The following is a 21346-nucleotide window of genomic DNA, read 5'->3' as shown; positions in this document are numbered from 1 at the left end:
CGACCGGCCGCCGACGACGACGCCCCACCGGCGGCGAGATCGCCGGTCCGCACGGACGGGGCGCCCGGAGCACGCGGGATCGGCGCCTCGCCGGGGACGCGACGCCCCCGGGACGACGACGACCCGGCCCCCGCCGTCGCGGGGACCGGGCCGGGAGGACGTGATCTTTCTGCTACAGGTACTGGCCGGTGTTGGTCGCGGTGTCGATGGCGCGGCCGCTCTCGGTGCCCTTGCCGCTGATGAGCGTGCGGATGTAGACGATCCGCTCGCCCTTCTTGCCCGAGATCCGCGCCCAGTCGTCGGGGTTGGTCGTGTTGGGCAGGTCCTCGTTCTCCTTGAACTCGTCGAGGCAGGCCTGCATGAGGTGGCCGACGCGCAGGCCGCCGGCGCCGGTCTCCAGCCGCTCCTTGATCGCCATCTTCTTGGCGCGGTCGACGATGTTCTGCAGCATCGCCCCGGAGTTGAAGTCCTTGAAGTACAGGACCTCCTTGTCACCGTTGGCGTAGGTCACCTCGAGGAAGCGGTTCTCCTCGCTCTCGGTGTACATCCGCTCGACGGTGCGCTGGATCATCCCGGCGACCGTGGCCTCGCGGCTGTTGCCGTGCTCGGCGAGGTCGTCGGGGTGCAGCGGCAGCGTGGTCGTCAGGTACTTGCTGAAGATGTCGCGGGCGGCCTCCGCGTCCGGCCGCTCGATCTTGATCTTCACGTCCAGCCGGCCGGGCCGCAGGATCGCCGGGTCGATCATGTCCTCGCGGTTGGAGGCGCCGATGACGATGACGTTCTCCAGCCCCTCCACGCCGTCGATCTCGCTGAGCAGCTGCGGCACGATCGTCGACTCGACGTCCGAGGAGACCCCGGACCCGCGGGTGCGGAAGATCGAGTCCATCTCGTCGAAGAAGACGATGACCGGCGTGCCCTCGCCGGCCTTCTCGCGGGCCCGCTGGAAGACCAGCCGGATGTGCCGCTCGGTCTCGCCGACGTACTTGTTGAGCAGCTCGGGGCCCTTGATGTTGAGGAAGTAGGACTTCGCCTGCCCCTCCCCCTTCACCGCGGCGACCTTCTTGGCCAGCGAGTTGGCGACCGCCTTGGCGATGAGCGTCTTGCCGCAGCCGGGCGGGCCGTAGAGCAGGATGCCCTTGGGCGGGCGCAGCTCGTACTCGCGGAACAGGTCGGCGTGCAGGAACGGCAGCTCGACCGCGTCGCGGATCTGCTCGATCTGCCGGGACAGGCCACCGATGTCGCCGTAGTCGATGTCGGGCACCTCCTCGAGCACGAGCTCCTCGACCTCGCTCTTGGGGATCCGCTCGTAGACGTAGCCCGAACGGGTCTCCAGCAGCAGCGAGTCGCCGCTGCGCAGCGGCTGGTCGGTCAGGGAGTCGGCGAGGTGGACGACGCGCTCCTCGTCGGTGTGCCCGATGACCAGCGCACGCGGCGCCTCGCCCTCGACCGGCTCGAGCAGCTCCTTGAGCATGACGACGTCGCCGGCGCGCTCGAACCCGCACGCCTCCACGACGTTCATCGCCTCGTTGAGCATGACCTCCTGGCCGTGCTGGAGATCGTCGACCTCCACCGCCGGGGAGACCGAGACGCGCAGCTTGCGACCGCCGGTGAAGACGTCGACGGTGCCGTCGTCGTGGCGGGTGAGGAAGACGCCGTAGCCCGACGGCGGCTGGCCGAGCCGGTCGACCTCCTCCTTGAGCGTGACCAACTGGTCGCGCGCGTCGCGCAGCGTGCCGGAGAGCTTGTCGTTGCGCTCGGACAGGAAGGCCGCGCGCCCCTCCGCCTCCGCCACCCGCTCCTCGAGCAACCGCAGCTGGCGGGGGCTCTCCGCCACCTTGCGGCGCAGCAGGCCGATCTCCTCCTCCAGGTAGGAGATCTGGCTGAGCAGCGCCGTCACGTCACGCTCGCGCCGCGCTCTGAACTCGTCGGGACCATTGCCAAGACCGGGGCCCATCGCGCACCTCCGACACATCGGGAGAGCCAGGACGCAAATCTATACACGCCTGGCGACAGCCTGCCCGGGGCTCGCTGACGGGTCGGTCCCGCGTTCGGTCCCGAGCCCCCGCCCGGCCCCGTCCCGGGTCCCACCCTGAGCCTGCGAAGGGTGGGACCCGGGACGGGGTCCTTCTACTTTTGTGCCCGCCGCTGCCGCATCGGGGCCACGACCCCCTCCGCCAGCCGCCGCGCGGTGACGAGGAACGCGGTGTGGGCGACCATCCGGTGCTCGGGGCGGACGGCCAGGCCGACGGCGTGCCAGGGCCGCAGCAGGGACTCCCAGGCGTGCGGCTCGGTCCACACGCCCTGCGCCCGCAGCGCCTCGACGTAGGTGGACAGTTGCGTGGTCGTGGCCACGTAGCCGACCAGGACGCCGCCGGGGCGCAGCGCGGCGGCCACGGTCGGCAGCACCGCCCACGGCTCCAGCATGTCGAGCACGACCCGGTCCACGACCTCCTCGGCCGGGTGCTGGTCGAGGTCGCCCAGCCGCAGCGACCAGGTGGCCGGCACCTCGCCGAAGAAGGCCCCGACGTTGGCGCGGGCGACGTCGGCGAAGTCCTCGCGGCGCTCGTAGCTGGTGACGCTGCCGTGCTCGCCCACCGCGCGCAGCAGCGAGCAGGTCAGCGCCCCGGACCCGGCGCCGGCCTCCAGGACCCGCATGCCCGGGCCGATGTCGCCGAAGCCGACGATCTGCGCGGCGTCCTTGGGGTAGATGACCTGCGCGCCGCGCGGCATGGAGAGCACGAAGTCGGCCAGCAGCGGCCGGAACGCCAGGTAACCGGTGTTGGCCGTCGAGTGGACGACGGAGCCCTCGGGCGCGCCGATGAGGTCGTCGTGGGCGATCGCCCCGCGGTGGGTGTGGAACAGCTTGCCGGGCTCGAGGACGACGGTGTGCAGCCGGCCCTTGGGGTCGGTCAGCTGCACCCGGTCGCCGGCGACGAAGGCCCCGGGGACCGGCTCCCCACGCGGGGCCTCGGGCGTGTCGTCGGTCGTCTCGGCGGTCTGCTGCTGCTCGTCCACGGGCGGCCAGCCTACGGAGGCCGAACCCGCCGCTCACCCGCCGCCCGGCGCGCGCTCTCGGAAGTGTCGGTGCCCGCGCCTAGCCTCGTGGACGTGACGACGATGGCGCAGGACTCGACGCGGCCGGGCCTGGTGCAGACCGGGCAGCCCGCGGACGCGGCTGCCTCTTCCCCGGACGCCCCCGTCGCCGACACGGGGACGGCGGAGGGGCGGACGCCGCGCCGCCCCTCGCTGTCCCCGAGCCGGGCGGCCGACTTCAAGACCTGCCCCCTGCTGTACCGCTTCCGCACGATCGACCGGCTGCCCGAGCGCAAGAGCCTGGCCGCGGTCCGCGGCACGCTGGTGCACGCCGTCCTCGAGCGGCTCTACGACCTGCCCGCCCGCCGGCGCACCGCCGAGGCGGCCCGCGAGCTGGTCGCCCCGGCCTGGGAGGAGCTGCGGGCCGACCCGGAGGTCGCCGAGCTGTTCGCGGAGGACGGCGCTGCTGACGCCGCGCCCGCCGAGCAGTCCCTGGACGCCTGGCTGGCGTCGGCCGGCAAGCTGGTGGAGACCTACTTCACCCTCGAGGACCCGTCGCGGATCGAGCCGCACGGCCGCGAGGAGCTGGTCGAGGTCACCCTGCCCGACGGGCTGCTGCTACGCGGCTACGTCGACCGGCTCGACGTCGCGCCCAACGGCGCCCTCCGGGTGGTCGACTACAAGACCGGGTCGATGCCGCGCGAGGCGTTCGAGGGCAAGGCCCTGTTCCAGATGAAGTTCTACGCGCTGGTGCTGTGGCGCACCCGCGGCGTGGTGGCCAGCCAGCTCAAGCTGCTCTACCTGGGCAACGGCGATGCGCTCACCTACGCGCCCGACGAGGCCGAGCTGGTCCGTTTCGAGCGCACGCTCCAGGCGATCTGGGCGGCCATCGAGCGCGCGGTGGCGACCGGCGACTTCCGGCCCAACCGCACCCGGCTGTGCGACTGGTGCGACCACCAGGCGCTGTGCCCGTCGTTCGGCGGGACGCCCCCGCCGTTCCCCGCCGAGGCTGCGGCCGCCGCGGGGTGGCAGACGCTGCCGGTCGTCGAGCGCGACTGAAAGAGGCCCCCTGCTCGCGCCACTCCCGCGCTCGCGGCGGGACCCTGCAGGGGCCAGCGGGGGCCGGGACGGGCCGACACCCCGCCGGACGGCGCGCGGCCGACGACTGTGGACCGGCCGCACTATGGCGCGGGAGCATCGCGCATGCGCGGATACCGGGCACCGCGGGCCTTCGACGGCGAGCGCTTCCTCCCCGGCGGGGCACTGGTGCTCGTCGAGGGCCGCACCATCGTGGGCGTCGAGCCCGCCACCGCACCGGCACCGGACGGCTGCGCGGTCACCGACGTCCCCGGCGGCACGCTGCTGCCCGGGCTGATCGACACCCACGTGCACCTCTGCGCGGACGGCGGCCCGCGGGCGCTGGAGCAGGTCCCCGAGCTGGACCCCGCGGAACTCGACGCGGTCATCACCGCCGCGGAGCGGGCGACGCTGCGGGCCGGCGTCACCGCCGTCCGGGACCTCGGCGACCACCACTGGACCGTCCTGGGGCGCGCCGGGCGCGACGGCGAGCGGCCCACCGTGGTCGCCGCCGGGCCGCCGCTCACCTCACCCGGCGGGCACTGCTGGTCGATGGGCGGCGAGACGTCCGGGGTCGAGGCGCTGCGCCGCGCGGTGCGGGAGCGGGCCGAGCGCGGCGCCGGCGTCGTGAAGGTCATGGCCAGCGGCGGCGTGCTCACGCCCGGCACCGACCTCACCGCCTGCCAGTTCAGCCTCGAGGAGCTGCGCGCTGTCGTCGACGAGGCGCACCGGCTCGGCCTGCCGGTGACCGCGCACGCGCACGGCCTGGCGGCGGTCGAGCGCAGCGTCGCGGCCGGCGTCGACGGCATCGAGCACTGCAGCTGCCTGACCGGCTCCGGCATCCACCTGTCCGCCGAGCTGGGCGCCGCGCTGGTCGCCGCCCGCATCGACGTCTGCCCGACCGTGGGGTTCCTGCCGGGCGTGGACCCGCCGCCGCACGTGCAGGCGCGGATGGCCGCGGTCGGCGTGACGATCGACCAGCACCTCCCGCACGTGGCGGCTCTGCACCGGGCGGGGGCCAGCCTGCTGGCCGGCACCGACGGCGGGATCGGCCCCGCCAAGCGGCACGGCCAGGTGGCGTACGCGGTGGCCGACCTGGCGGGCCCCTGTGGCGTGCCCCTGGAGGAGGCGCTGACCGCGGCGACGGCCCGGTCGGCCCGCGCCTGCGGGCTGGGCGACCGGACCGGGCGGCTGGCGGCCGGGTACGACGCCGACCTGCTCGTGGCCGACGGCGACGTCACGGCCGACGTCACCGCCCTGCAGCGGCCGCGCGTCGTCGTCTCCCGCGGCCGGGAGGTGCCGCTCTAGGCGCGGGCGTCCACCGCGGCGCGGGCGGCGAGCACCGCGTGCAGCTCGGCCAGGTCCACGCCGACGAGCGTGTCGCGCAGCACCAGACCCGGCACCGCCGTGAGCGGCTGCAGGGACGGCACGGCGAGCACGGCGGCGCCGGCGGCCAGGCCGGCGGTCGAGCCGGCCACCGAGTCCTCCACCACGACGCAGCCGGACGCCTCGACGCCCAGCTCGGCCATCGCCTGCAGGTACGGCGCCGGGTCCGGTTTGCGGGCGGGGACCTCGTCACCGCAGACGGTGGTGTCGAACGGCGGGACGTCGGGGAACGCGCGGCCGATCGCCCCCAGCACGATGTCGGCCAGCCGGCGCGGGGTGGTGGTCACCAGCGCGGTCGGGACGGCGGCGTGCCGGATCTCACCGAGCAGCTCCCGGGCGCCGGGCCGCCAGTGGATCTCCCCGCCGAGCAGCTCCGCCGTGCGGTCCTCCACCCAGTGGGTGTCGGCCACCAGCTGCTCCTCGCTGCGCTCCACCCCGATGTCGGCGTAGAGGATCCCCAGCGACGTCCGCATGCTCGTGCCGACGGTCCGCTCGCGGGCGGCCTCCGACAAGGCACCGCCGAGCTCCCGGGCGAGGGCGAACATCGCCTCGCCCCAGTACTGCTCGGTCTCGACGAGGGTGCCGTCCATGTCGAACAACACCGCCGCCAGCCGCGCTCCGCTCGGTCCGCTGGTGTCCGGGGTGCCCACCGGGTCCACGGTACGGCGCGGCCGGGAGCCGGGCCGGTCCCCGGGCGGGGCGACGAGGTGACCGTCCCCTCACTCGTCGTCGGTGCGGTACCCGAGGTTCGGTGACAGCCAGCGCTCGGCCTCGGCGAGCGTCCAGCCCTTGCGCCGCGCGTAGTCCTCGACCTGGTCGCGGCCGAGCCGGCCCAGGACGAAGTAGCGCGACTGCGGGTGGGCGAGGTACAGGCCGCTGACCGCGGCGCCGGGCCACATGGCCATGCTCTCGGTCAGCGTGATGCCGGTGCTCGCCTCGACGTCGAGCAGCTCCCAGATGGTCCGCTTCTCGGTGTGTTCCGGGCAGGCGGGGTAGCCCGGCGCCGGGCGGATGCCGCGGTACCGCTCGGCGATCAGCGCGTCGTTGTCCAGGTGCTCGTCGGCGGCGTAGCCCCAGAACTCCCGGCGCACCCGCTCGTGCAGCCGCTCGGCGAACGCCTCGGCCAGCCGGTCGGCCAGCGCCTCGAGCAGGATCGCGCTGTAGTCGTCGTTGGCCGCCTTGAACGCCGCGACCCGCTCGGCCGAGCCCAGGCCCGCGGTGACCGCGAACGCCCCGACGTAGTCGCGCAGCCCGGTCTCCCTGGGGGCGACGAAGTCGGCCAGCGACTTGCGCGGTGCGCCGTCGCGGCCCTCGGTCTGCTGGCGCAGCTGGTGCAGCGTCGTCCGGACGGCGGTGCGCGACTCGTCGGTGTAGACCTCGATGTCCTCGCCGTCCACCCGGTTGGCCGGGAACAGGCCGAACACGCCCTTCGCCCGCAGCCAGTGCTCCTCGACGATCCGGTCGAGCATCTCCTGCGCGTCCTCGTACAGCCGCCGCGCGGCCTCGCCGGTCGCCGGGTTGTGCAGGATGTCGGGGAACCGGCCGCGCATCTCCCAGGCGCTGAAGAACGGCTGCCAGTCGATGTAGCCGCGCAGCTCCTCGAGCGGGTAGTCGTCGAAGACGCGGGTGAACTGCACGACCCGGCCGTGCAGGTGGTCGCAGTCCGGCCCGCTGCAGACGTCCCGCGCCTGCTGCAGCAGCATCCGCGGCCGCGGCGGGACGTAGCCCGACCAGTCGAGCGCCGGCGCGGCGGCGCGGGCGGCCTCCAGCGGCAGCAGCGCGCGGGTGTCCTGCCGGGCGGCGTGCCGCTCGCGCAGGCCGGCGTACTCGGTCTCGACGTCGGCCAGCAGCTTGGGCCGCTGCTCGTTGGACAGCAGCGCGGCCACGACCGGCACCGACCGGGAAGCGTCCTTCACCCAGATGACCGGGCCGTGGTAGCGCGGGGCCACCTTGACCGCGGTGTGCGCGCGCGAGGTCGTCGCCCCGCCGATGAGCAGCGGGATGTCGAAGCCCTGCCGCTCCATCTCGGCGGCCAGGTTGCTCATCTCGTCGAGGGACGGCGTGATCAGCCCGGACAGGCCGATGACGTCGGCGCCCTCCTGCTTGGCGGTGTCGAGGACCCGCTGCGCCGGCACCATGACGCCGAGGTCGACGACGTCGTAGTTGTTGCACTGCAGGACGACGCCGACGATGTTCTTGCCGATGTCGTGGACGTCGCCCTTCACGGTGGCCATGACGACCTTGCCGTTGCTGCGCTCGACGTCCCCGGGCTGCTTCTCGGCCTCGATGAAGGGCACCAGGTAGGCGACGGCCTTCTTCATCACGCGGGCGGACTTGACCACCTGCGGCAGGAACATCTTCCCGGCGCCGAACAGGTCGCCGACGACGTTCATGCCGCCCATCAGCGGACCCTCGATGACCTCGATCGGCCGGCCGCCGCGCGCGGCGATCTGCGCGCGCAGCTCCTCGGTGTCGGCCTCGACGAACCCGTCGATGCCCTTCACCAGCGCGTGCGTGATGCGCTCCCCGACCGGCAGCGCGCGCCACTCCTCGGAGGCGACCTCCTTCGCGGCGCCGTCCCCGGCGTACTCGGCGGCGATCTCCAGCAGCCGCTCGGTGGCGTCGGGGCGGCGGGCGAGGACCACGTCCTCGATCCGCTCGCGCAGCCGCTCGGGCACCTCGTCGTAGACCTCGAGGGCCCCGGCGTTGACGATGCCCATGTCCATGCCGGCCGCGATGGCGTGGAAGAGGAACACCGCGTGGATCGCCTCGCGCACGCGGTTGTTGCCGCGGAAGGAGAACGACACGTTCGAGACGCCGCCGGAGACCAGCGCCCCGGGCAGGTTCTGCTTGATCCAGCGGGTGGCCTCGATGAAGTCCAGCCCGTAGCGCGCGTGCTCCTCGATGCCCGTGGCGACGGCGAAGACGTTGGGGTCGAAGATGACGTCCTCGGCCGGGAAGCCGACCTGGTCGACGAGGATGTCGTAGGCCCGTCGGCAGATCTGCTGGCGGCGCTCCAGGGAGTCGGCCTGGCCCTGCTCGTCGAAGGCCATGACGACGACGGCAGCACCGTGCTTGCGGCACAGCCGGGCCTGCTGGACGAACTCCTCCTCCCCCGCCTTGAGGGAGATGGAGTTGACGATCGACTTCCCCTGCACGCACTTGAGGCCGGCCTCGATGACCTCCCACTTCGAGGAGTCGACCATCACCGGCACGCGGCAGATGTCGGGCTCGGCGGCGACCAGCTTGAGGAAGCGGTCCATCGCCTCGACGCCGTCGATCATCCCCTCGTCCATGTTGACGTCGATGACCTGCGCGCCGGCCTCCACCTGCTGGCGGGCGACGGCGAGGGCGGTCGGGTAGTCACCGGCGCGGATGAGGGTGCGGAAGCGGGCCGAGCCGGTGATGTTCGTCCGCTCGCCGACGTTGACGAACAGCGAGTCCTCGTCGACGGTCAGCGGCTCGAGGCCGGACAGCCGCAGCGCCGGGCGCACCTGCGGCGGCGTCCGCGGGGTGCGGCCCTCGACCGTGGCGGCGATCGCGGCGACGTGCGCGGGGGTGGTCCCGCAGCAGCCGCCGACCAGGTTGACGAAGCCGGCGTCGGCGAACTCGGCGAGGACCGCCGCGGTCTCCTCCGGAGACTCGTCGTACTCGCCGAAGGCGTTGGGCAGGCCGGCGTTCGGGTAGCAGGAGATGTACGTGTCGGCGACCCGGGAGAGCTCGGCCAGGTAGGGCCGCATCTCCGCGGCGCCCAAGGCGCAGTTGAGGCCGACCAGCAGCGGGCGGACGTGCCGGATCGAGTGCCAGAACGCCTCGGTGACCTGGCCCGAGAGCGTGCGGCCGGAGGCGTCGGTGATCGTGCCCGAGACCATCACCGGCCAGCGCCGGCCGCGCTGCTCGAACAGCGTCTCCAGCGCGAAGACCGCCGCCTTGGCGTTGAGCGTGTCGAAGACCGTCTCGACGAGCAGGACGTCGACCCCGCCGTCGACCAGGCCGTCGGCCTGCTCCAGGTAGGCCTCGACCAGCTCGTCGAAGGTGACGTTGCGGGCGCCGGGGTCGTTGACGTCCGGCGAGATGGACGCCGTCCGGCTGGTCGGGCCGAGCGCGCCGGCGACGTAGCGCGGCCGCTCGGGGGTGCGGGCGCTCATCGCGTCGGCCTCGCGGCGGGCCAGCCGGGCCGCCGCCACGTTGATCTCGTACGCGAGGTCGGACATCGCGTAGTCGCGCAGCGAGATCGCCGTGGCGTTGAAGGTGTTGGTCTCGATGAGGTCCGCGCCGGCCTCGAGGTACTCGCGGTGGATACCGGCCACCAGCTCGGGCTGCGTGAGCACCAGCAGGTCGTTGTTGCCCTGGACGTCGGTGTGCCAGTCGGCGAAGCGCTCGCCGCGGTACCCGGCCTCGTCGGGCCGGTCGCGCTGGATCGCCGTCCCCATGGCGCCGTCGAGCACGAGGATCCGCTGCCCGAGCAGCGCCGTCAGCCCCGCGGTCGCGTCCGGACGGAGGGCGGGCGACTCGATGCGGGACTGCACCGAGCCAGGGTAGCCGCCCGCGGGGGTGGGCCGGTCGCCCCCGCGGGGGACGCCGGTCCCGTCATCCGGGTCGCGCAGCAGGGCGGTGGCGCGCGATCGACGTAGGCTCGCAGGGGTGATCGACCCGAAGTCCACCCCTGAGGACCTGCCCCGGCTCGACGACCCGGTGGTGGTCGTCGCCTTCGAGGGCTGGAACGACGCCGGGGACGCCGCCACCGGGGCGCTGGAGCACCTCGAGCTGATCTGGGACGCCACCCCGCTCGCCGCGCTGGACCCCGAGGACTACTACGACTTCCAGGTCAACCGGCCCACCGTCTCGCTCATCGGCGGGGTCAGCCGCCGGATCGAGTGGCCCACCACGCGCATCTCCGTGGCCCGCCCGCCGGACTCCGGCCGCGACGTCGTCCTGATCCGCGGCATCGAGCCCAACATGCGCTGGCGCGGCTTCTGCGAGGAGCTCATCGAGCTGTGCCAGGAGCTCGACGCGCGCACCGTGATCGGGCTGGGCGCGCTGCTCGCCGACACCCCGCACACCCGCCCCACGCCGGTCAGCGGCTCGGCCTACGACACCGAGTCGGCCGAGAAGTGGGGTCTGGAGACGTCCCGCTACGAGGGGCCCACCGGCATCCTCGGCGTGTTCCAGGACGCCTGCGTGCAGGCCGGGCTGCCGGCGATCAGCTTCTGGGCCGCGGTCCCCCACTACGTGTCGCAGCCGCCGTCCCCCCGGGCGACGGTGGCGCTGCTGCAGCGGGTCGAGGAGGTCCTCGAGCTCACCGTGCCCCTGGGTGCGCTGCCGCAGCAGGCCGACGAGTGGGTCCAGACCGTCGACGAGATGGCCAACGAGGACGCCGAGGTCGTCGAGTACGTGCGCTCGCTCGAGGAGCGGGCCACCGAGAGCGACCTGTCCCAGGCCAACGGCGACCAGATCGCCCGGGAGTTCGAGCGCTACCTGCGCCGTCGGGGCTCCTCCCCCAACTGAAGGAGGACCCCGTCCTCCCCACCCTTCGCAGGCTCAGGGCGGGGCCCGGGACGGGGCCGCCCGCTGTCCTTCTGACGAGATCGGCGATCTCGTGGTCATCAGCGTCTGATCGCCACGAGACCGCCGATCTCGCGCGGGAGTTGGGGATAACGGTCGTCGTCGGACGGCGAGGCCGCGGTGCGGCGCGCAGCGCCGCTATCGGAGCAGCGGTCGCATGGCCGACGTCGCGTCGGCGTCGAAGAGCCGGTCGTGCGTGGACAGCGCGTACCGGTCGGTCATCCCGGACACGTAGTCGACGACCTGGGTGACCGGGTCGGCCGAGGTGTCGCGGTAGGTCGCCGGGATGAGCTCGGGGTGGGCCAGGTGGTGGTCGACCAGCCGCCGGGTGACGTCGATGGCCAGCTGCTTCTGCCCGGCCGCGGTCTCCGAGGCGTACACCCGCTCGAACATGAAGGCCCGCAGCTCGTGCATGGCCTCCAGCGGCTCGGGCGCCATGACCACCACTCCCCCGTCGGCCAGCGAACCGGCGACGACGGCGTCGATCATCGCGCCGACCATCCGGCTACCCGGGTCGCCGAACACCGCGCGCGCCCGGGCCGGGAGGTCGCCGACCTGTAGCACCCCGGCCCGGACGGCGTCCAGCGCGTCGTGGGACAGGTAGCCGATGCGGTCGGCGTAGCGCACGCACTCGGCCTCGCGGGTGGTCGGCGGCGGGGTGATCTTCCAGCTGTGCGCCCGGATGCCGTCGCGGACCTCCCAGGTGAGGTTGAGGTGCTCGAGCACCTCGACGATCCGCACCCCCTGGGCGGCGTGGTGCCAGCCGCCGGGGACGTAGGGCTCCAGCGCGTCCTCGCCGATGTGGCCGAACGGCGAGTGGCCCAGGTCGTGGCCCAGCGCGATCGCCTCGGCGAGGGCCTCGTTGAGGCCCAGCGCGCGGGCCAGCGAGCGGGCGACCTGGGTGACCTGCAGCGTGTGGGTCAGCCGGGTGACGAAGTGGTCGCCGTCGGGGTTGAGGAAGACCTGCGTCTTGTGCTTGAGCCGACGGAAGGCCTTGGCGTGCAGGATCCGGTCGCGGTCGCGCTCGAAGGCGGTGCGCAGGGGGTCCTCGGCCTCGGGGACGGCGCGGCCGCGGGTGGCGGCCGACCGCGTGGCCGCCGGCGCGAGGGCCTCCTCCTCGCGCTCCCGGGACGCCCGGTCGACCAGGCGGAAGGACCCCCCGCCCATCAGCGCGACTGGGGCGCGGGGCCGTCGAGGGCGACTCCGAGCAGGGCGTCGACCGCGTCGCAGACGATCCGCGGCGACTCCTCCTCCTGGTCCGCTCCCCCGGCCAGGGTCTCCGCCGCCCAGGAGTCGACCAGCGCGATGGCGCCGGGGCTGTCCAGGTCGTCGGTGAGCCGCTCGCGCAGCCCCTGCAGCACCGGGGCGGCCGGCGCGCCGGCGTCGCGGGCCACCGCACGCCGCCAGGTGGCCAGCCGCTGCTCGGCGGTGGCCAGCAGGTCCGGCGTCCAGGCGCGGTCGGTGCGGTAGTGCCCGGCCAGCAGCGCCAGGCGGATGGCCATCGGGTCGACGCCCTCGCCGCGCAGCTTGGAGACGAAGACCAGGTTGCCGCGGCTCTTGCTCATCTTCTCGCCGTCCAGGCCGATCATCGCCGCGTGCACGTAGGCCCGGGCGAAGGGCTGCTTCACCCCGGTCTTGATGGCCGTCAGCGCCTCGGCGTGGACGGCGGAGAACTCGTGGTGCGGGAAGACCAGGTCGCTGCCGCCGCCCTGGACGTCGAAGCCCATCCCGATCGTCTCCAGGGCGATCGTGGCGCACTCGATGTGCCAGCCGGGACGCCCGGCGATGCCGCGCGGGCCGGGCCAGGACGGCTCCCCCGGCCGCTCGCCGCGCCACAGCATCGGGTCGAGCCGGTTGCGCTTGCCCGGGCGGTCGGGGTCGCCGCCGCGCTCGGCGGAGTACCGCAGCATGGTGGCCTCGTCGTAGCCGGACTCGCTGCCGAAGCCGGGGGCCTGCGCGACGTCGTGGTAGACGTCGCCGGTGCCGTCGTCGAGCACGTAGGCCAGGCCCTCGTCGAGCAGCGTCTCCACGTGGGCGACGATGTGCGGCACCGACTCGACCGCGCCCACGTAGTCGTCGGGCGGGAGCACCCGCAGCGCGGTCATGTCCTCGCGGAACAGCGCGGTCTCGCGCATGCCGAGCACGACCCAGTCCTCGCCGTCCCGCTCGGCCCGCTCGAGCAGCGGGTCGTCGATGTCGGTGACGTTCTGCACGTAGTGGACGGCGTGGCCGGCGTCCCGCCACACCCGGTTGACCAGGTCGAAGGCCAGGTAGGTGGCGGCGTGGCCGAGGTGCGTGGCGTCGTACGGGGTGATGCCGCAGACGTACATCCGCGCCGTCGTGTCCGGGGAGGTGGCGACCACCTCCCCCCGTGCGGTGTCGTGCAGCTTGAGGACCGGACCGGTGCCCGGGAGGGTCGGGAGGAGCGGGGCGGGCCAGGCGAGCACGTACCGAGCCTAGAGGCGGGTACCCACCCGGCCGGTCGGCCCTCATCCTGTCGGAGGGCCTGGCGCCTCGGAGGACCCTGGCGCCGCCCGCCGGAGGAGGGACCGTGGAGCTCGACGAGTACGTGCAGGTGCTGCAGGAGGCCGACGCCCGCTTCGCCGACGCCGCCGCCGAGGCGGTGCTGGCCCGCGGCTGGCAGGCGCCGGTGCCCGGCTGCCCGGGGTGGACGCTGGCCGACCTGGTCTGGCACCTGGCCGAGGTCCAGCACTTCTGGGCCTGGGTGGTGCGCACCCGCGCGAGCGATCCCGGGGCCTACGCCGGGCCGGTCCGCCGTCCGGACGAGGAGCTGCTCGCGTTCGGCCTGGCCCAGTCGGCGGAGCTGGAGACGGTGCTGGCCGGCGCCGACCCGGCCGAGCGGGTGTGGACCTGGGCACCCCGGCAGGACGTCGGTTTCGTGCTCCGCCGGCAGGCGATGGAGGCGGTCGTGCACACCGCCGACGTCGAGCAGGTGCTCGGCGACGTGCGGCCGATCCGCACCGACGTCGGCCTCGACGGCCTCGACGAGTGGCTGGAGGTGGTGGTCCCCGGCGCGCTGCCGGACGGGCCGCCGGAGGGTGCGCACCCCGTCGTCCTGCACGCGGTGGACGCCGGCGTCGAGCGGGTGCTGTTCCCGGGCTCGCGGCCGGTGCCGATCGCCCGGCTCACCGGCACCGCCGGCGACCTGCTGCTCGCGGTCTGGCGGCGGGTGCCGCTGGAGGTGCTCACGGTGGACGGCGACGGGCTGCAGGCCGCCGCGATGTTCGACCTGGTGCGCCCGGAGTAGCACTTCCCCGCCGACCGTGATCATCGGCGGGTGGCTGCTCGACAGGCCGGGAGGGGCAGCCGTCCGCCGATGATCGCCGCGGAGCGCTACCTCAGGGCCAGGTGGTGGCGTGCCGCTCGAAGTCCTCGCCGGTCTGGACGCCGACGACGTCGAAGACCATCCCGGCGGGGTCCTTCATCTGCCAGAAGCCGCCCATGTCGGCGATCCGCAGCGCTCCCAGCGCCTCCAGCCGGGCCACCTCCGCGTCGACGTCGTCGGTCTCGACGTCGACGTGCCACCGGGGTGGTGTCCCGTGCCCGGTGCGCTGCACCTCGAGGTGGAAGCCGCCGGCGAACGAGCCCAGCGACGACCAGTTCTCGTCCGACGGGTCCGGGGACACGTCGTGACCGGTGGCGCCGGACCAGAAGGCCCGCCCGGCGGCGTGCAGCTCGGGCGGCAGGTCGAGCATGAGGACGGCCAGGCGCGATCGGTGCGGCACGGGGAGATGGTGCCGCACGAGTGCGACGACGTCGTGGCGATCAGGCTCCGATCACCACGAGTCGGTCGCACTCGGTGCGCGGAGGACCCGCCCGGCTCCTAGAAGGGCGGCCAGGGCAGGGCGGGCCAGTCGCCGCTGGGCTGCGGGTGCCGGCCGGTGCGCAGCAGCTCGGCGACCCGCTGCTGGGTGCGCCGCACCTCGCGCCGGGTCAGGTGCTCGTGCAGCTGCTCGCCGAGGTCACCCAGCAGGTCGCCGGTGAGCTTCTCCAGCACCTCGAGCGCCTCAGCGGGCAGCGGCTGCCCGGCCCAGCGCCACAGCAGGGTGCGCAGCTTGGGGTCGACGGAGAAGCAGATGCCGTGGTCGACGCCGTACACGTGCCCGTCGGACGTCGGGATGATGTGGCCGCCCTTGCGGTCGGCGTTGTTGACGACGGCGTCGAACACCGCCATCCGGCGCAGGCCGGGGTCGTCCGAGCGGACGAACGCGGCGAGGTCCACGTCGGGGTCGCCGTCGATCCACAGCTGCACCATGCCGGGCCCGAACGGGCCGTCGCGCAGCACGGTCGGCGGCACGACCCCCCAGCCGGTCGCCTCGCTGACCAGCGCCGCGGACACCTCGCGGCCGGCGAGGGTGCCGTCGGGGAAGTCCCACAGCGGCCGCTCGCCGGCGACCGGCTTGTAGACGCACTCGGCCTCGAGCTCGCCGGTGCGGACGTAGCCGACCAGCGTGACGTTGCTGGCGTCGAGCATCCGGCCCTCGAGGTCGATCTCGCCCTCGAGCAGCAGCAGCCGGGCCTCGGCGTCGTCGGCCGGGGGGCGCAGACCCGCGGCCGGGTCGGCGGGGCGCTCGGTCATCGGGGCGGCCGGACCGGGCTCAGCGGCGGTAGCCGTTCTGCCGCGGGCACACGTGCCCGGCGGGGTCCAGCGGGAGCGAGCACAGCGGGCAGGCCGGGCGGCCGGCGGCCACGACCCGGCGGGCCCGGACGACGAAGGCGCGGGCGGCGGCCGGTGTGATGGTCACCCGCAGCGCGTCGGGGCCCTCCTCGCTGTCGGAGAGGATGACGTCCTCCTCGACCGGCTCCTCGCCGGCGGCCACGGCCTCGACGACGACGGCCTGCGCCTCGCCGTCCCACGCCAGGCCCATCGCCGCGACCCGGAACTCCTCGTCGATCGGGGCGGTCAGCGGCTCGAGGTCGTCGACCTCGGCGTCCGGCGGGACGACGGTGCCCGGGCGGGTGGCGACCTCGTCGAGCAGCTCGTTCATCCGGTCGGCGAGCACCTGCACCTGCGCCTTCTCCAGGGCCACGCTGACCACGCGGCCGGAGGAGTCGGCGGCCTGCAGGTAGAAGGTGCGGTCGCCCGGCTGGCCCACCGTGCCGGCGACGAACCGGGACGGGCGGTCGAAGAGGAACAGCTGGCGTGGCACGGTGCCAGGTTACGCGGGCGGGTGCGGCGGGCGCGCCGAGAGGCGAGGTCAGACGGTCGCGCCCGCACCGCCCCCGACGACGGCGTCGGAGTCGGCCTTGCGGCGGCGCCGTCCCTTCTTCGTGGGCGGGACGAGGGCGGCGACGTCGCCGCCGGTGTCGTTCATCCGCACCACGAACGGCCGGGTGTCGGTGTAGGTGACGACCGAGACCGAGGCCGGGTCGACGACGATCCGCTGGAACTGGTCCAGGTGCAGGCCGAGGGCGTCGGCCAGGATCGCCTTGATGACGTCGCCGTGGCTGCACGCCAGCCACACGGCGTCCGGCCCCAGGCGGGCGTTCCACTCGCGGACGGCGGCGACCGCGCGGGCCTGCGTCTGCGCCAGGCCCTCCCCCTCCGGGCCGGGGAAGACCGCGGCCGAGGGGTGCTGCTGCACGACCTTCCACAGCGGCTCCTTGACCAGCTCCTTGAGCGGGCGGCCGGTCCAGTCGCCGTAGCGGGCCTCGCCGAGCCGGTCGTCGGTGGCCAGCTCCAGCTCGCGCCCCGGGAGGACGACGCCCGCCGTCTGCCGGCAGCGCTCGAGCGGGCTGCTGACGACGGCGGCCAGCGGCACCGGCGCCAGCCGCTCCCCCACCGCCCTGGCCTGCTGCTCGCCGGTCTCGTCGAGCTGCACGCCCGGGGTCCAGCCGGCGAGCACGCCGCCGGCGTTGGTGGTCGTGCGGCCGTGCCGCAGGAGGATCACGGTGGTCACGACGCCCGAGCCTAGGCCCCGTCCCGGGTCCCGCCCTGAGCTCGCGAAGGGTGGGGAGGACGGGGTCCTTCTCCTTCCCCCCGCGCCTCGCAAGCTCGGCGCGGGCCCCTGAAGGGTGGCCGTTCCACGACCTCACCAGGCTCGCGGCGGGACCCTGTAGGAGGGCCCAGCCGTCACTGCGGGGCGAGCACCCCGCTGCCGACCAGGCCCAGGATGAGCAGGCCCAGCACCACCCGGTAGACGACGAACGGCGTGAAGCTGCCGCGGTCGAGGTAGCGCAGCAGCCAGGCGATGACGACCAGGCCGACGCCGAAGGCGAGCACCGTGGCCAGGATCGTCGGCCCCCAGGAGACCGCCTCCCCCGCGACGCCGCCGGTCAGCGCCTCGTAGACCTGGAAGAAACCCGAGGCCAGGACGGCGGGGACGGCGAGCAGGAAGGAGTAGCGCGCCGCCGCGGCCCGCGAGTAGCCGAGGAACAGGCCCATGGTGATCGTGCCGCCGGAGCGGGAGACGCCGGGCACCAGCGCCATGGCCTGCGCGAACCCGAAGGCGATGCCGTGCCCGACGGTCAGCTGGTCCAGCTCCCGCTTCTTGCGGCCGGCCCGGTCGGCCCAGTACAGGACCAGCGAGAAGGCGACCAGCGCGATCGCGACGATGCGCAGGTCGCGGAAGGTGGTCTCGATGCGGTCCTGGAACAGCAGGCCCAGGATCCCGATCGGCAGGGTGCCCGCGATGATCAGCCAGCCCATCCGGGCGTCGGGGTCGCTGCGCATCGCGCGGTCGCCCAGGGAGCGGACCCAGGCGCTGATGATCCGGCCGATGTCGCGGCGGAAGTAGAGCAGCACCGCGGCCTCGGTGCCGATCTGGGTGATCGCGGTGAACGCCGCGCCGGGGTCCCCCCAGCCGAACGCCTCCCCCACCACCCGCAGGTGCGCGCTGGAGGAGATGGGCAGGAACTCCGTCAGGCCCTGGACCAGTCCCAGGACGACGGCCTCGATCCAGCTCATCGCCCGCGGTACTCCTGTCGGTGGGTGCGCGAAGGTCGGGCTGCAGAGGTGGTTCGGAGGAGCACGGGAGGCCACCCTAGGCCGCACCCGACCCGCCCTCGGCGCGGCACGCAGGGACGGCCGCGGTCCCCGGCTCCCGTCAGGACCCGCCGGTAGGTTGGCCTCCCGTGGAACAACGCGCACTCGGGCGCAGCGGGCTGGTCGTCTCGCGCCTGGCCCTGGGCACCATGACCTGGGGCCGGGACACCGACGAGGACGAGGCCGCGATGCAGCTCACGGCATTCGTCGACGCCGGCGGCACGCTGGTCGACACCGCCGACGTCTACTGCGACGGGGAGAGCGAGCGCCTCCTGGGCCGGCTGCTGGCCGACGTCGTCCCCCGTTCCGACGTGCTGGTCGCGACCAAGGCCGTCGGGCGCACCGCGCCCGGACCGATGGGCCGCGGCGCCTCCCGCGGCCACCTGCTCGCCGCGCTGGACGCCTCGCTGGATCGGCTGGGCCTGGACCACGTCGACCTGTGGCAGCTGCACTCCTGGGACGAGACGACCCCGCTGGAGGAGACCCTCGCCGCCTGCGACACCGCCGTCTCCTCGGGCCGGGTGCGCTACGTCGGCATCAGCAACTTCACCGGCTGGCAGACCGCGCAGGCGGTCACCTGGCAGCGGGCCTGGCCCGGCCGGGTGCCGCTGGTGGGCACCCAGGTGGAGTACTCGCTGCTGCAGCGCGGCGTCGAGCGCGAGGTGGTGCCCGCGGCCGAGGCGCTGGGGCTGGGCGTGCTGGCCTGGTCGCCGCTGGGCCGCGGGCTGCTCACCGGCAAGTACCGGCAGGGCGCGCCGGACGGGTCGCGGGGCGCCTCCGCGCAGTGGCGGGGCTTCATCGACGGGCTGCGCTCGGCCACGGCCGACCGCATCGTCGAGGCCGTCGTCACCGCCGCCGAGGGGCTGGGCACCACGCCGCTGGCGGTGGCGCTGGCCTGGGTGCGCGACCGTCCCGGCGTCACCGCCCCGGTGGTGGGGGCGCGCACGGCGCAGCAGCTGCAGTCCTCCCTGGACGCGGAGGCGGTGCGGCTGCCGGCGGCGATCCGCACCGCGCTCGAGGACGTCTCGGCGCCCTACTTCGGCTACCCCGAGCGGCGGTACGACCGGTGAGTGCCGCCCCGACCACGCCGGGCGCCGACCCCGTCTTCGCCGCCTTCTGCGCCGCGGGGCTGTGGCCGGGCCTGGGCAAGCGCGCGGCCGCCGAGCTGCCGGCCGCCGGGATCACCTCCCCGGACGACGTCACCGCCGACAAGCTCCTGAAGCTGCCCCGCGTGGGCCGGCAGCGCGCCGAGCGGCTGTTCTCCAGCTTCCTGTCGGCGGCACCGACCTACGAGGTCGTCGAGCTGCTGGTCGGCGCGGGCCTGGACGCCAAGCTCGCCTCGACCGCCGCCGACGCCCTGGGCAACGACGCCGCCCGCCGGCTGCGCGACGACCCGTGGGCGCTGCTCGGCCTGACCGGGGTCACCCTCGGCGACGCCGACCGGCTGGCCATCGCCGTCCTGCCCGGCGCCGACAAGCAGGACAGCCGCCGCGGGCGCGCGATCGTCGCGCAGACCCTGCGGACGGCGACCCGCGACGGGCACACCGTCCTCCCCGCCGACCTGGTCGTGGCCGCACTGCGCGCCGAGGGCCTGGCCGACCCGGCCGCGGCGATCGTCGCGGCGGTCGAGTCCGGTGAGGTGCTCGAGCACGAGCCGCCGTTCGGGGCGGGCGGGGAGGACTCAGCCGACGAGGACGCCGGCGCCCTGGACCCCGACCACCCCGACGAGCTGCCCGAGCCCGACCCGGCGCTGCGGATGCTCTCGCTGGCCCGCTACGGCATGGCCGAGGAGGCGGTCGCGGAGAACGTGGCCCGGCTGGCCGCCACCGCCGAGCGGATCGCCGACCCCGCCGCCGTCCGTTCGGTGGCCAAGGGCCTGGACGACGCGCAGAAGCAGGCCGTGGCCCAGGTGCTCGGCGCCGGCGTTTCGCTGCTGACCGGCGGGCCGGGCACCGGCAAGAGCCGCACGGTCGCCGCCGTCGTGAAGCTGCTGCAGTCCAAGGGCACCGAGGTGGCGCTGGCCGCCCCCACCGGCCGGGCGGCCAAGCGGCTGGAGGAGCTGACCGACCACCCCGCGGTCACCGTGCACCGGCTGCTGGGCGCGCAGGGCACCTCCGGCGGGTTCGCCCGCAACGAGGAGTGGCCGCTGGACGCCGACGTCGTCGTGGTCGACGAGGCCTCGATGCTCGACGTCGAGCTCACCGCGGCGCTGCTGGAGGCCTGCCCGGACGGCACCCACCTGCTGCTCGTCGGCGACCCCGCGCAGCTGCCCTCGATCGGCCCGGGTCACGTGCTGGGCGACCTCATCGACTCACGAGCCGTCCCGGTGACCGAGCTGACCACCCTCTACCGGCAGGCCGAGGGCGGCGCGATCGCCCGGCTGGCCAACGCCGTCCGGGCCGGGGAGCTGCCGCCGGTGGACTCCCCCGACCGCGAGGTCGTCGTCGTCCCGGCCGCCGGCAGCGCGGAGGCGGCCAAGCGGGTCGTGCAGCTGGTCACCGACTCGATCCCGCGGGCGCTCAGGATCGACCCGGCGACCGTGCAGGTCGTCACACCGGTGCACCGCGGACCGGCCGGGACGATCGAGCTCAACAAGGCGCTCAAGGCCAAGTTGAACCCGGGCGACGGCACGGTGTGGGGCTTCGACGTCGGCGACCGGGTGGTGGCCACCGCCAACCACCTGGAGCTGGAGCCGATCGGTTTCGCCAACGGCGAGGTCGGCGTGGTCACCGGCACCGGCGACGGCACGCTCGACGTCGCCTTCTCCTCCGGCCCGGTCACCGTCAGCGGGTCGGCGATGAGCGACCTGCGGCACGGCTGGGCGATCACCGTGCACCGCGCGCAGGGCTCCGAGTGGCCCGGCGTGGTCGTCGTCCTGCCCCCGGAGGCCGGCGGGATGCTGTCGCGGCCGCTGGTCTACACCGCGCTGACCCGCGCGCAGCGGCACCTGTCGGTCGTGCACGCCTCCGGTGCGGCGCTGGCCCGCGCGGTGCGCGAGGTCGACGTCCGGCCGCGGCGCACCCGGCTGGCGCAGCTGCTCGCCGAGTGAGAGGACCCCCTCCTCTCCACCCCTCGCAAGCTCGGGGCGGTGCCCGGGAGGGGGCCGCTCCGACTAGGGCGTGTCTCAGCGATCTTGACCGGCGGGTTCGGTAGGCCTGGCCTGTGCTCGATCGTCACGACCTGACTGATGCGGAGTGGGCTCGGCTGGAGCCGCTCGTGCCGGACCGGACGCCGCGCCGCGGCGGCCGTTGGAACGATCACCGGCAGGTGATCAACGGG

At 74.4% G+C, this 21346-nt stretch carries 17 protein-coding genes and 1 pseudogene; 7 read left to right on the top strand and 11 right to left on the bottom strand.

Going from position 1 to position 21346, the window contains the following annotated elements; all coding sequences use genetic code 11:
* Nucleotides 1–172: 172 nt before the first annotated feature.
* Both arc and CNO22_RS06575 read right to left on the bottom strand, forming a co-directional pair.
* Nucleotides 173–1897 (bottom strand): proteasome ATPase, encoded by a 1725-nt coding sequence (arc, locus tag CNO22_RS06580; RefSeq protein WP_232806843.1) that lies wholly within the window; start codon nt 1895–1897, stop codon nt 173–175.
* A gap of 230 nt (nt 1898–2127) precedes the next feature.
* Nucleotides 2128–3015 carry a tRNA (adenine-N1)-methyltransferase gene (locus CNO22_RS06575; protein ID WP_100498552.1) on the bottom strand — a complete coding sequence of 296 codons (888 nt, stop codon included), beginning with the start codon at nt 3013–3015 and terminating at the stop codon, nt 2128–2130.
* Nucleotides 3016–3117: 102 nt separating this feature from the next.
* Between CNO22_RS06575 and CNO22_RS06570 the strand changes: the two genes are divergently transcribed.
* Together CNO22_RS06570 and CNO22_RS06565 are read left to right on the top strand one after the other, a co-directional pair.
* Nucleotides 3118–4092, top strand: coding sequence for a RecB family exonuclease (locus CNO22_RS06570; protein ID WP_100498551.1), 975 nt, complete (start codon nt 3118–3120; stop codon nt 4090–4092).
* A gap of 144 nt (nt 4093–4236) precedes the next feature.
* Nucleotides 4237–5418, top strand: coding sequence for an amidohydrolase family protein (locus tag CNO22_RS06565; protein WP_100498550.1), 1182 nt, complete (start codon nt 4237–4239; stop codon nt 5416–5418).
* On the opposite strand, the gene CNO22_RS06560 is transcribed toward CNO22_RS06565, so the two are convergent.
* Together CNO22_RS06560 and metH are read right to left on the bottom strand one after the other, a co-directional pair.
* Nucleotides 5415–6146 (bottom strand): HAD family hydrolase, encoded by a 732-nt coding sequence (locus CNO22_RS06560; RefSeq protein WP_232806842.1) that lies wholly within the window; start codon nt 6144–6146, stop codon nt 5415–5417. The genes CNO22_RS06565 and CNO22_RS06560 overlap by 4 nt on opposite strands.
* Nucleotides 6147–6215: 69 nt before the next feature.
* Nucleotides 6216–10025 (bottom strand): methionine synthase, encoded by a 3810-nt coding sequence (metH, locus tag CNO22_RS06555; protein WP_100498549.1) that lies wholly within the window; start codon nt 10023–10025, stop codon nt 6216–6218.
* Nucleotides 10026–10140: 115 nt separating this feature from the next.
* Between metH and CNO22_RS06550 the strand changes: the two genes are divergently transcribed.
* Nucleotides 10141–11004 carry a PAC2 family protein gene (locus tag CNO22_RS06550; protein WP_100498548.1) on the top strand — a complete coding sequence of 288 codons (864 nt, stop codon included), beginning with the start codon at nt 10141–10143 and terminating at the stop codon, nt 11002–11004.
* Nucleotides 11005–11199: 195 nt separating this feature from the next.
* On the opposite strand, the gene CNO22_RS06545 is transcribed toward CNO22_RS06550, so the two are convergent.
* Nucleotides 11200–12228, bottom strand: coding sequence for an HD domain-containing protein (locus CNO22_RS06545; protein ID WP_100498547.1), 1029 nt, complete (start codon nt 12226–12228; stop codon nt 11200–11202).
* On the bottom strand, nt 12228–13508 hold the full coding sequence (gene mshC, locus CNO22_RS06540) for a cysteine--1-D-myo-inosityl 2-amino-2-deoxy-alpha-D-glucopyranoside ligase (RefSeq protein WP_100498546.1): 1281 nt from the start codon (nt 13506–13508) through the stop codon (nt 12228–12230). The genes CNO22_RS06545 and mshC overlap by 1 nt, the downstream gene beginning before the upstream one ends.
* Before the next feature lie 104 nt (nt 13509–13612).
* Between mshC and CNO22_RS06535 the strand changes: the two genes are divergently transcribed.
* A complete protein-coding gene (locus tag CNO22_RS06535; protein ID WP_100498545.1) occupies nt 13613–14329 on the top strand; it encodes a maleylpyruvate isomerase family mycothiol-dependent enzyme in 717 nt (238 codons plus the stop codon).
* A gap of 91 nt (nt 14330–14420) precedes the next feature.
* Here CNO22_RS06535 and CNO22_RS06530 read toward each other — a convergent pair whose 3' ends face one another.
* The 5 genes from CNO22_RS06530 to CNO22_RS06510 form a co-directional block, all read right to left on the bottom strand.
* Nucleotides 14421–14807, bottom strand: coding sequence for a VOC family protein (locus CNO22_RS06530; protein WP_100498544.1), 387 nt, complete (start codon nt 14805–14807; stop codon nt 14421–14423).
* A 98-nt stretch (nt 14808–14905) separates the two neighbouring features.
* Nucleotides 14906–15661 (bottom strand): SCO1664 family protein, encoded by a 756-nt coding sequence (locus tag CNO22_RS06525; RefSeq protein WP_100498543.1) that lies wholly within the window; start codon nt 15659–15661, stop codon nt 14906–14908.
* A 19-nt stretch (nt 15662–15680) separates the two neighbouring features.
* Nucleotides 15681–16232 carry a DUF3090 family protein gene (locus CNO22_RS06520; protein ID WP_100498542.1) on the bottom strand — a complete coding sequence of 184 codons (552 nt, stop codon included), beginning with the start codon at nt 16230–16232 and terminating at the stop codon, nt 15681–15683.
* Nucleotides 16233–16280: 48 nt separating this feature from the next.
* Nucleotides 16281–16982, bottom strand: coding sequence for a histidine phosphatase family protein (locus CNO22_RS06515; RefSeq protein WP_100498541.1), 702 nt, complete (start codon nt 16980–16982; stop codon nt 16281–16283).
* A gap of 173 nt (nt 16983–17155) precedes the next feature.
* Entirely contained in the window at nt 17156–17989 is an 834-nt protein-coding gene (locus CNO22_RS06510; protein ID WP_100498540.1) for an undecaprenyl-diphosphate phosphatase, read from the bottom strand.
* A gap of 167 nt (nt 17990–18156) precedes the next feature.
* Here CNO22_RS06510 and CNO22_RS06505 point away from each other — a divergent pair, with 167 nt between their 5' ends.
* The 3 genes and pseudogenes from CNO22_RS06505 to CNO22_RS28905 form a co-directional block, all read left to right on the top strand.
* Nucleotides 18157–19137 (top strand): aldo/keto reductase, encoded by a 981-nt coding sequence (locus tag CNO22_RS06505; RefSeq protein WP_100498539.1) that lies wholly within the window; start codon nt 18157–18159, stop codon nt 19135–19137.
* The gene (locus tag CNO22_RS06500) at nt 19134–21116 is read left to right on the top strand and encodes an AAA family ATPase (RefSeq protein ID WP_100498538.1); all 1983 of its coding nucleotides are present in this window, start codon (nt 19134–19136) and stop codon (nt 21114–21116) included. Before CNO22_RS06505 ends, CNO22_RS06500 begins: the two co-directional genes overlap by 4 nt.
* A 113-nt stretch (nt 21117–21229) precedes the next feature.
* Nucleotides 21230–21346, top strand: a pseudogene (locus CNO22_RS28905) (IS5/IS1182 family transposase); the annotation flags it as partial.

This window comes from Geodermatophilus chilensis (assembly GCF_002802985.1).
GTDB lineage: Bacteria > Actinomycetota > Actinomycetes > Mycobacteriales > Geodermatophilaceae > Geodermatophilus > Geodermatophilus chilensis.
The sequence above is the reverse complement of the archived record's forward strand: the minus strand, read 5'-3'. Positions and strand labels throughout refer to the sequence as shown.

Excerpts from the sequence above, each read along its gene's own strand:
- CNO22_RS06570 (WP_100498551.1), top strand. The coding sequence starts at position 3,118 with ATGGCGCAGGACTCGACGCGGCCGGGCCTGGTGCAGACCGGGCAGCCC.
- CNO22_RS06565 (WP_100498550.1), top strand. The coding sequence starts at position 4,237 with ATGCGCGGATACCGGGCACCGCGGGCCTTCGACGGCGAGCGCTTCCTC.
- CNO22_RS06525 (WP_100498543.1), bottom strand. The coding sequence starts at position 15,661 with ATGACCGAGCGCCCCGCCGACCCGGCCGCGGGTCTGCGCCCCCCGGCC.
- CNO22_RS06510 (WP_100498540.1), bottom strand. The coding sequence starts at position 17,989 with ATGAGCTGGATCGAGGCCGTCGTCCTGGGACTGGTCCAGGGCCTGACG.
- CNO22_RS06545 (WP_100498547.1), bottom strand. The coding sequence starts at position 12,228 with ATGGGCGGGGGGTCCTTCCGCCTGGTCGACCGGGCGTCCCGGGAGCGC.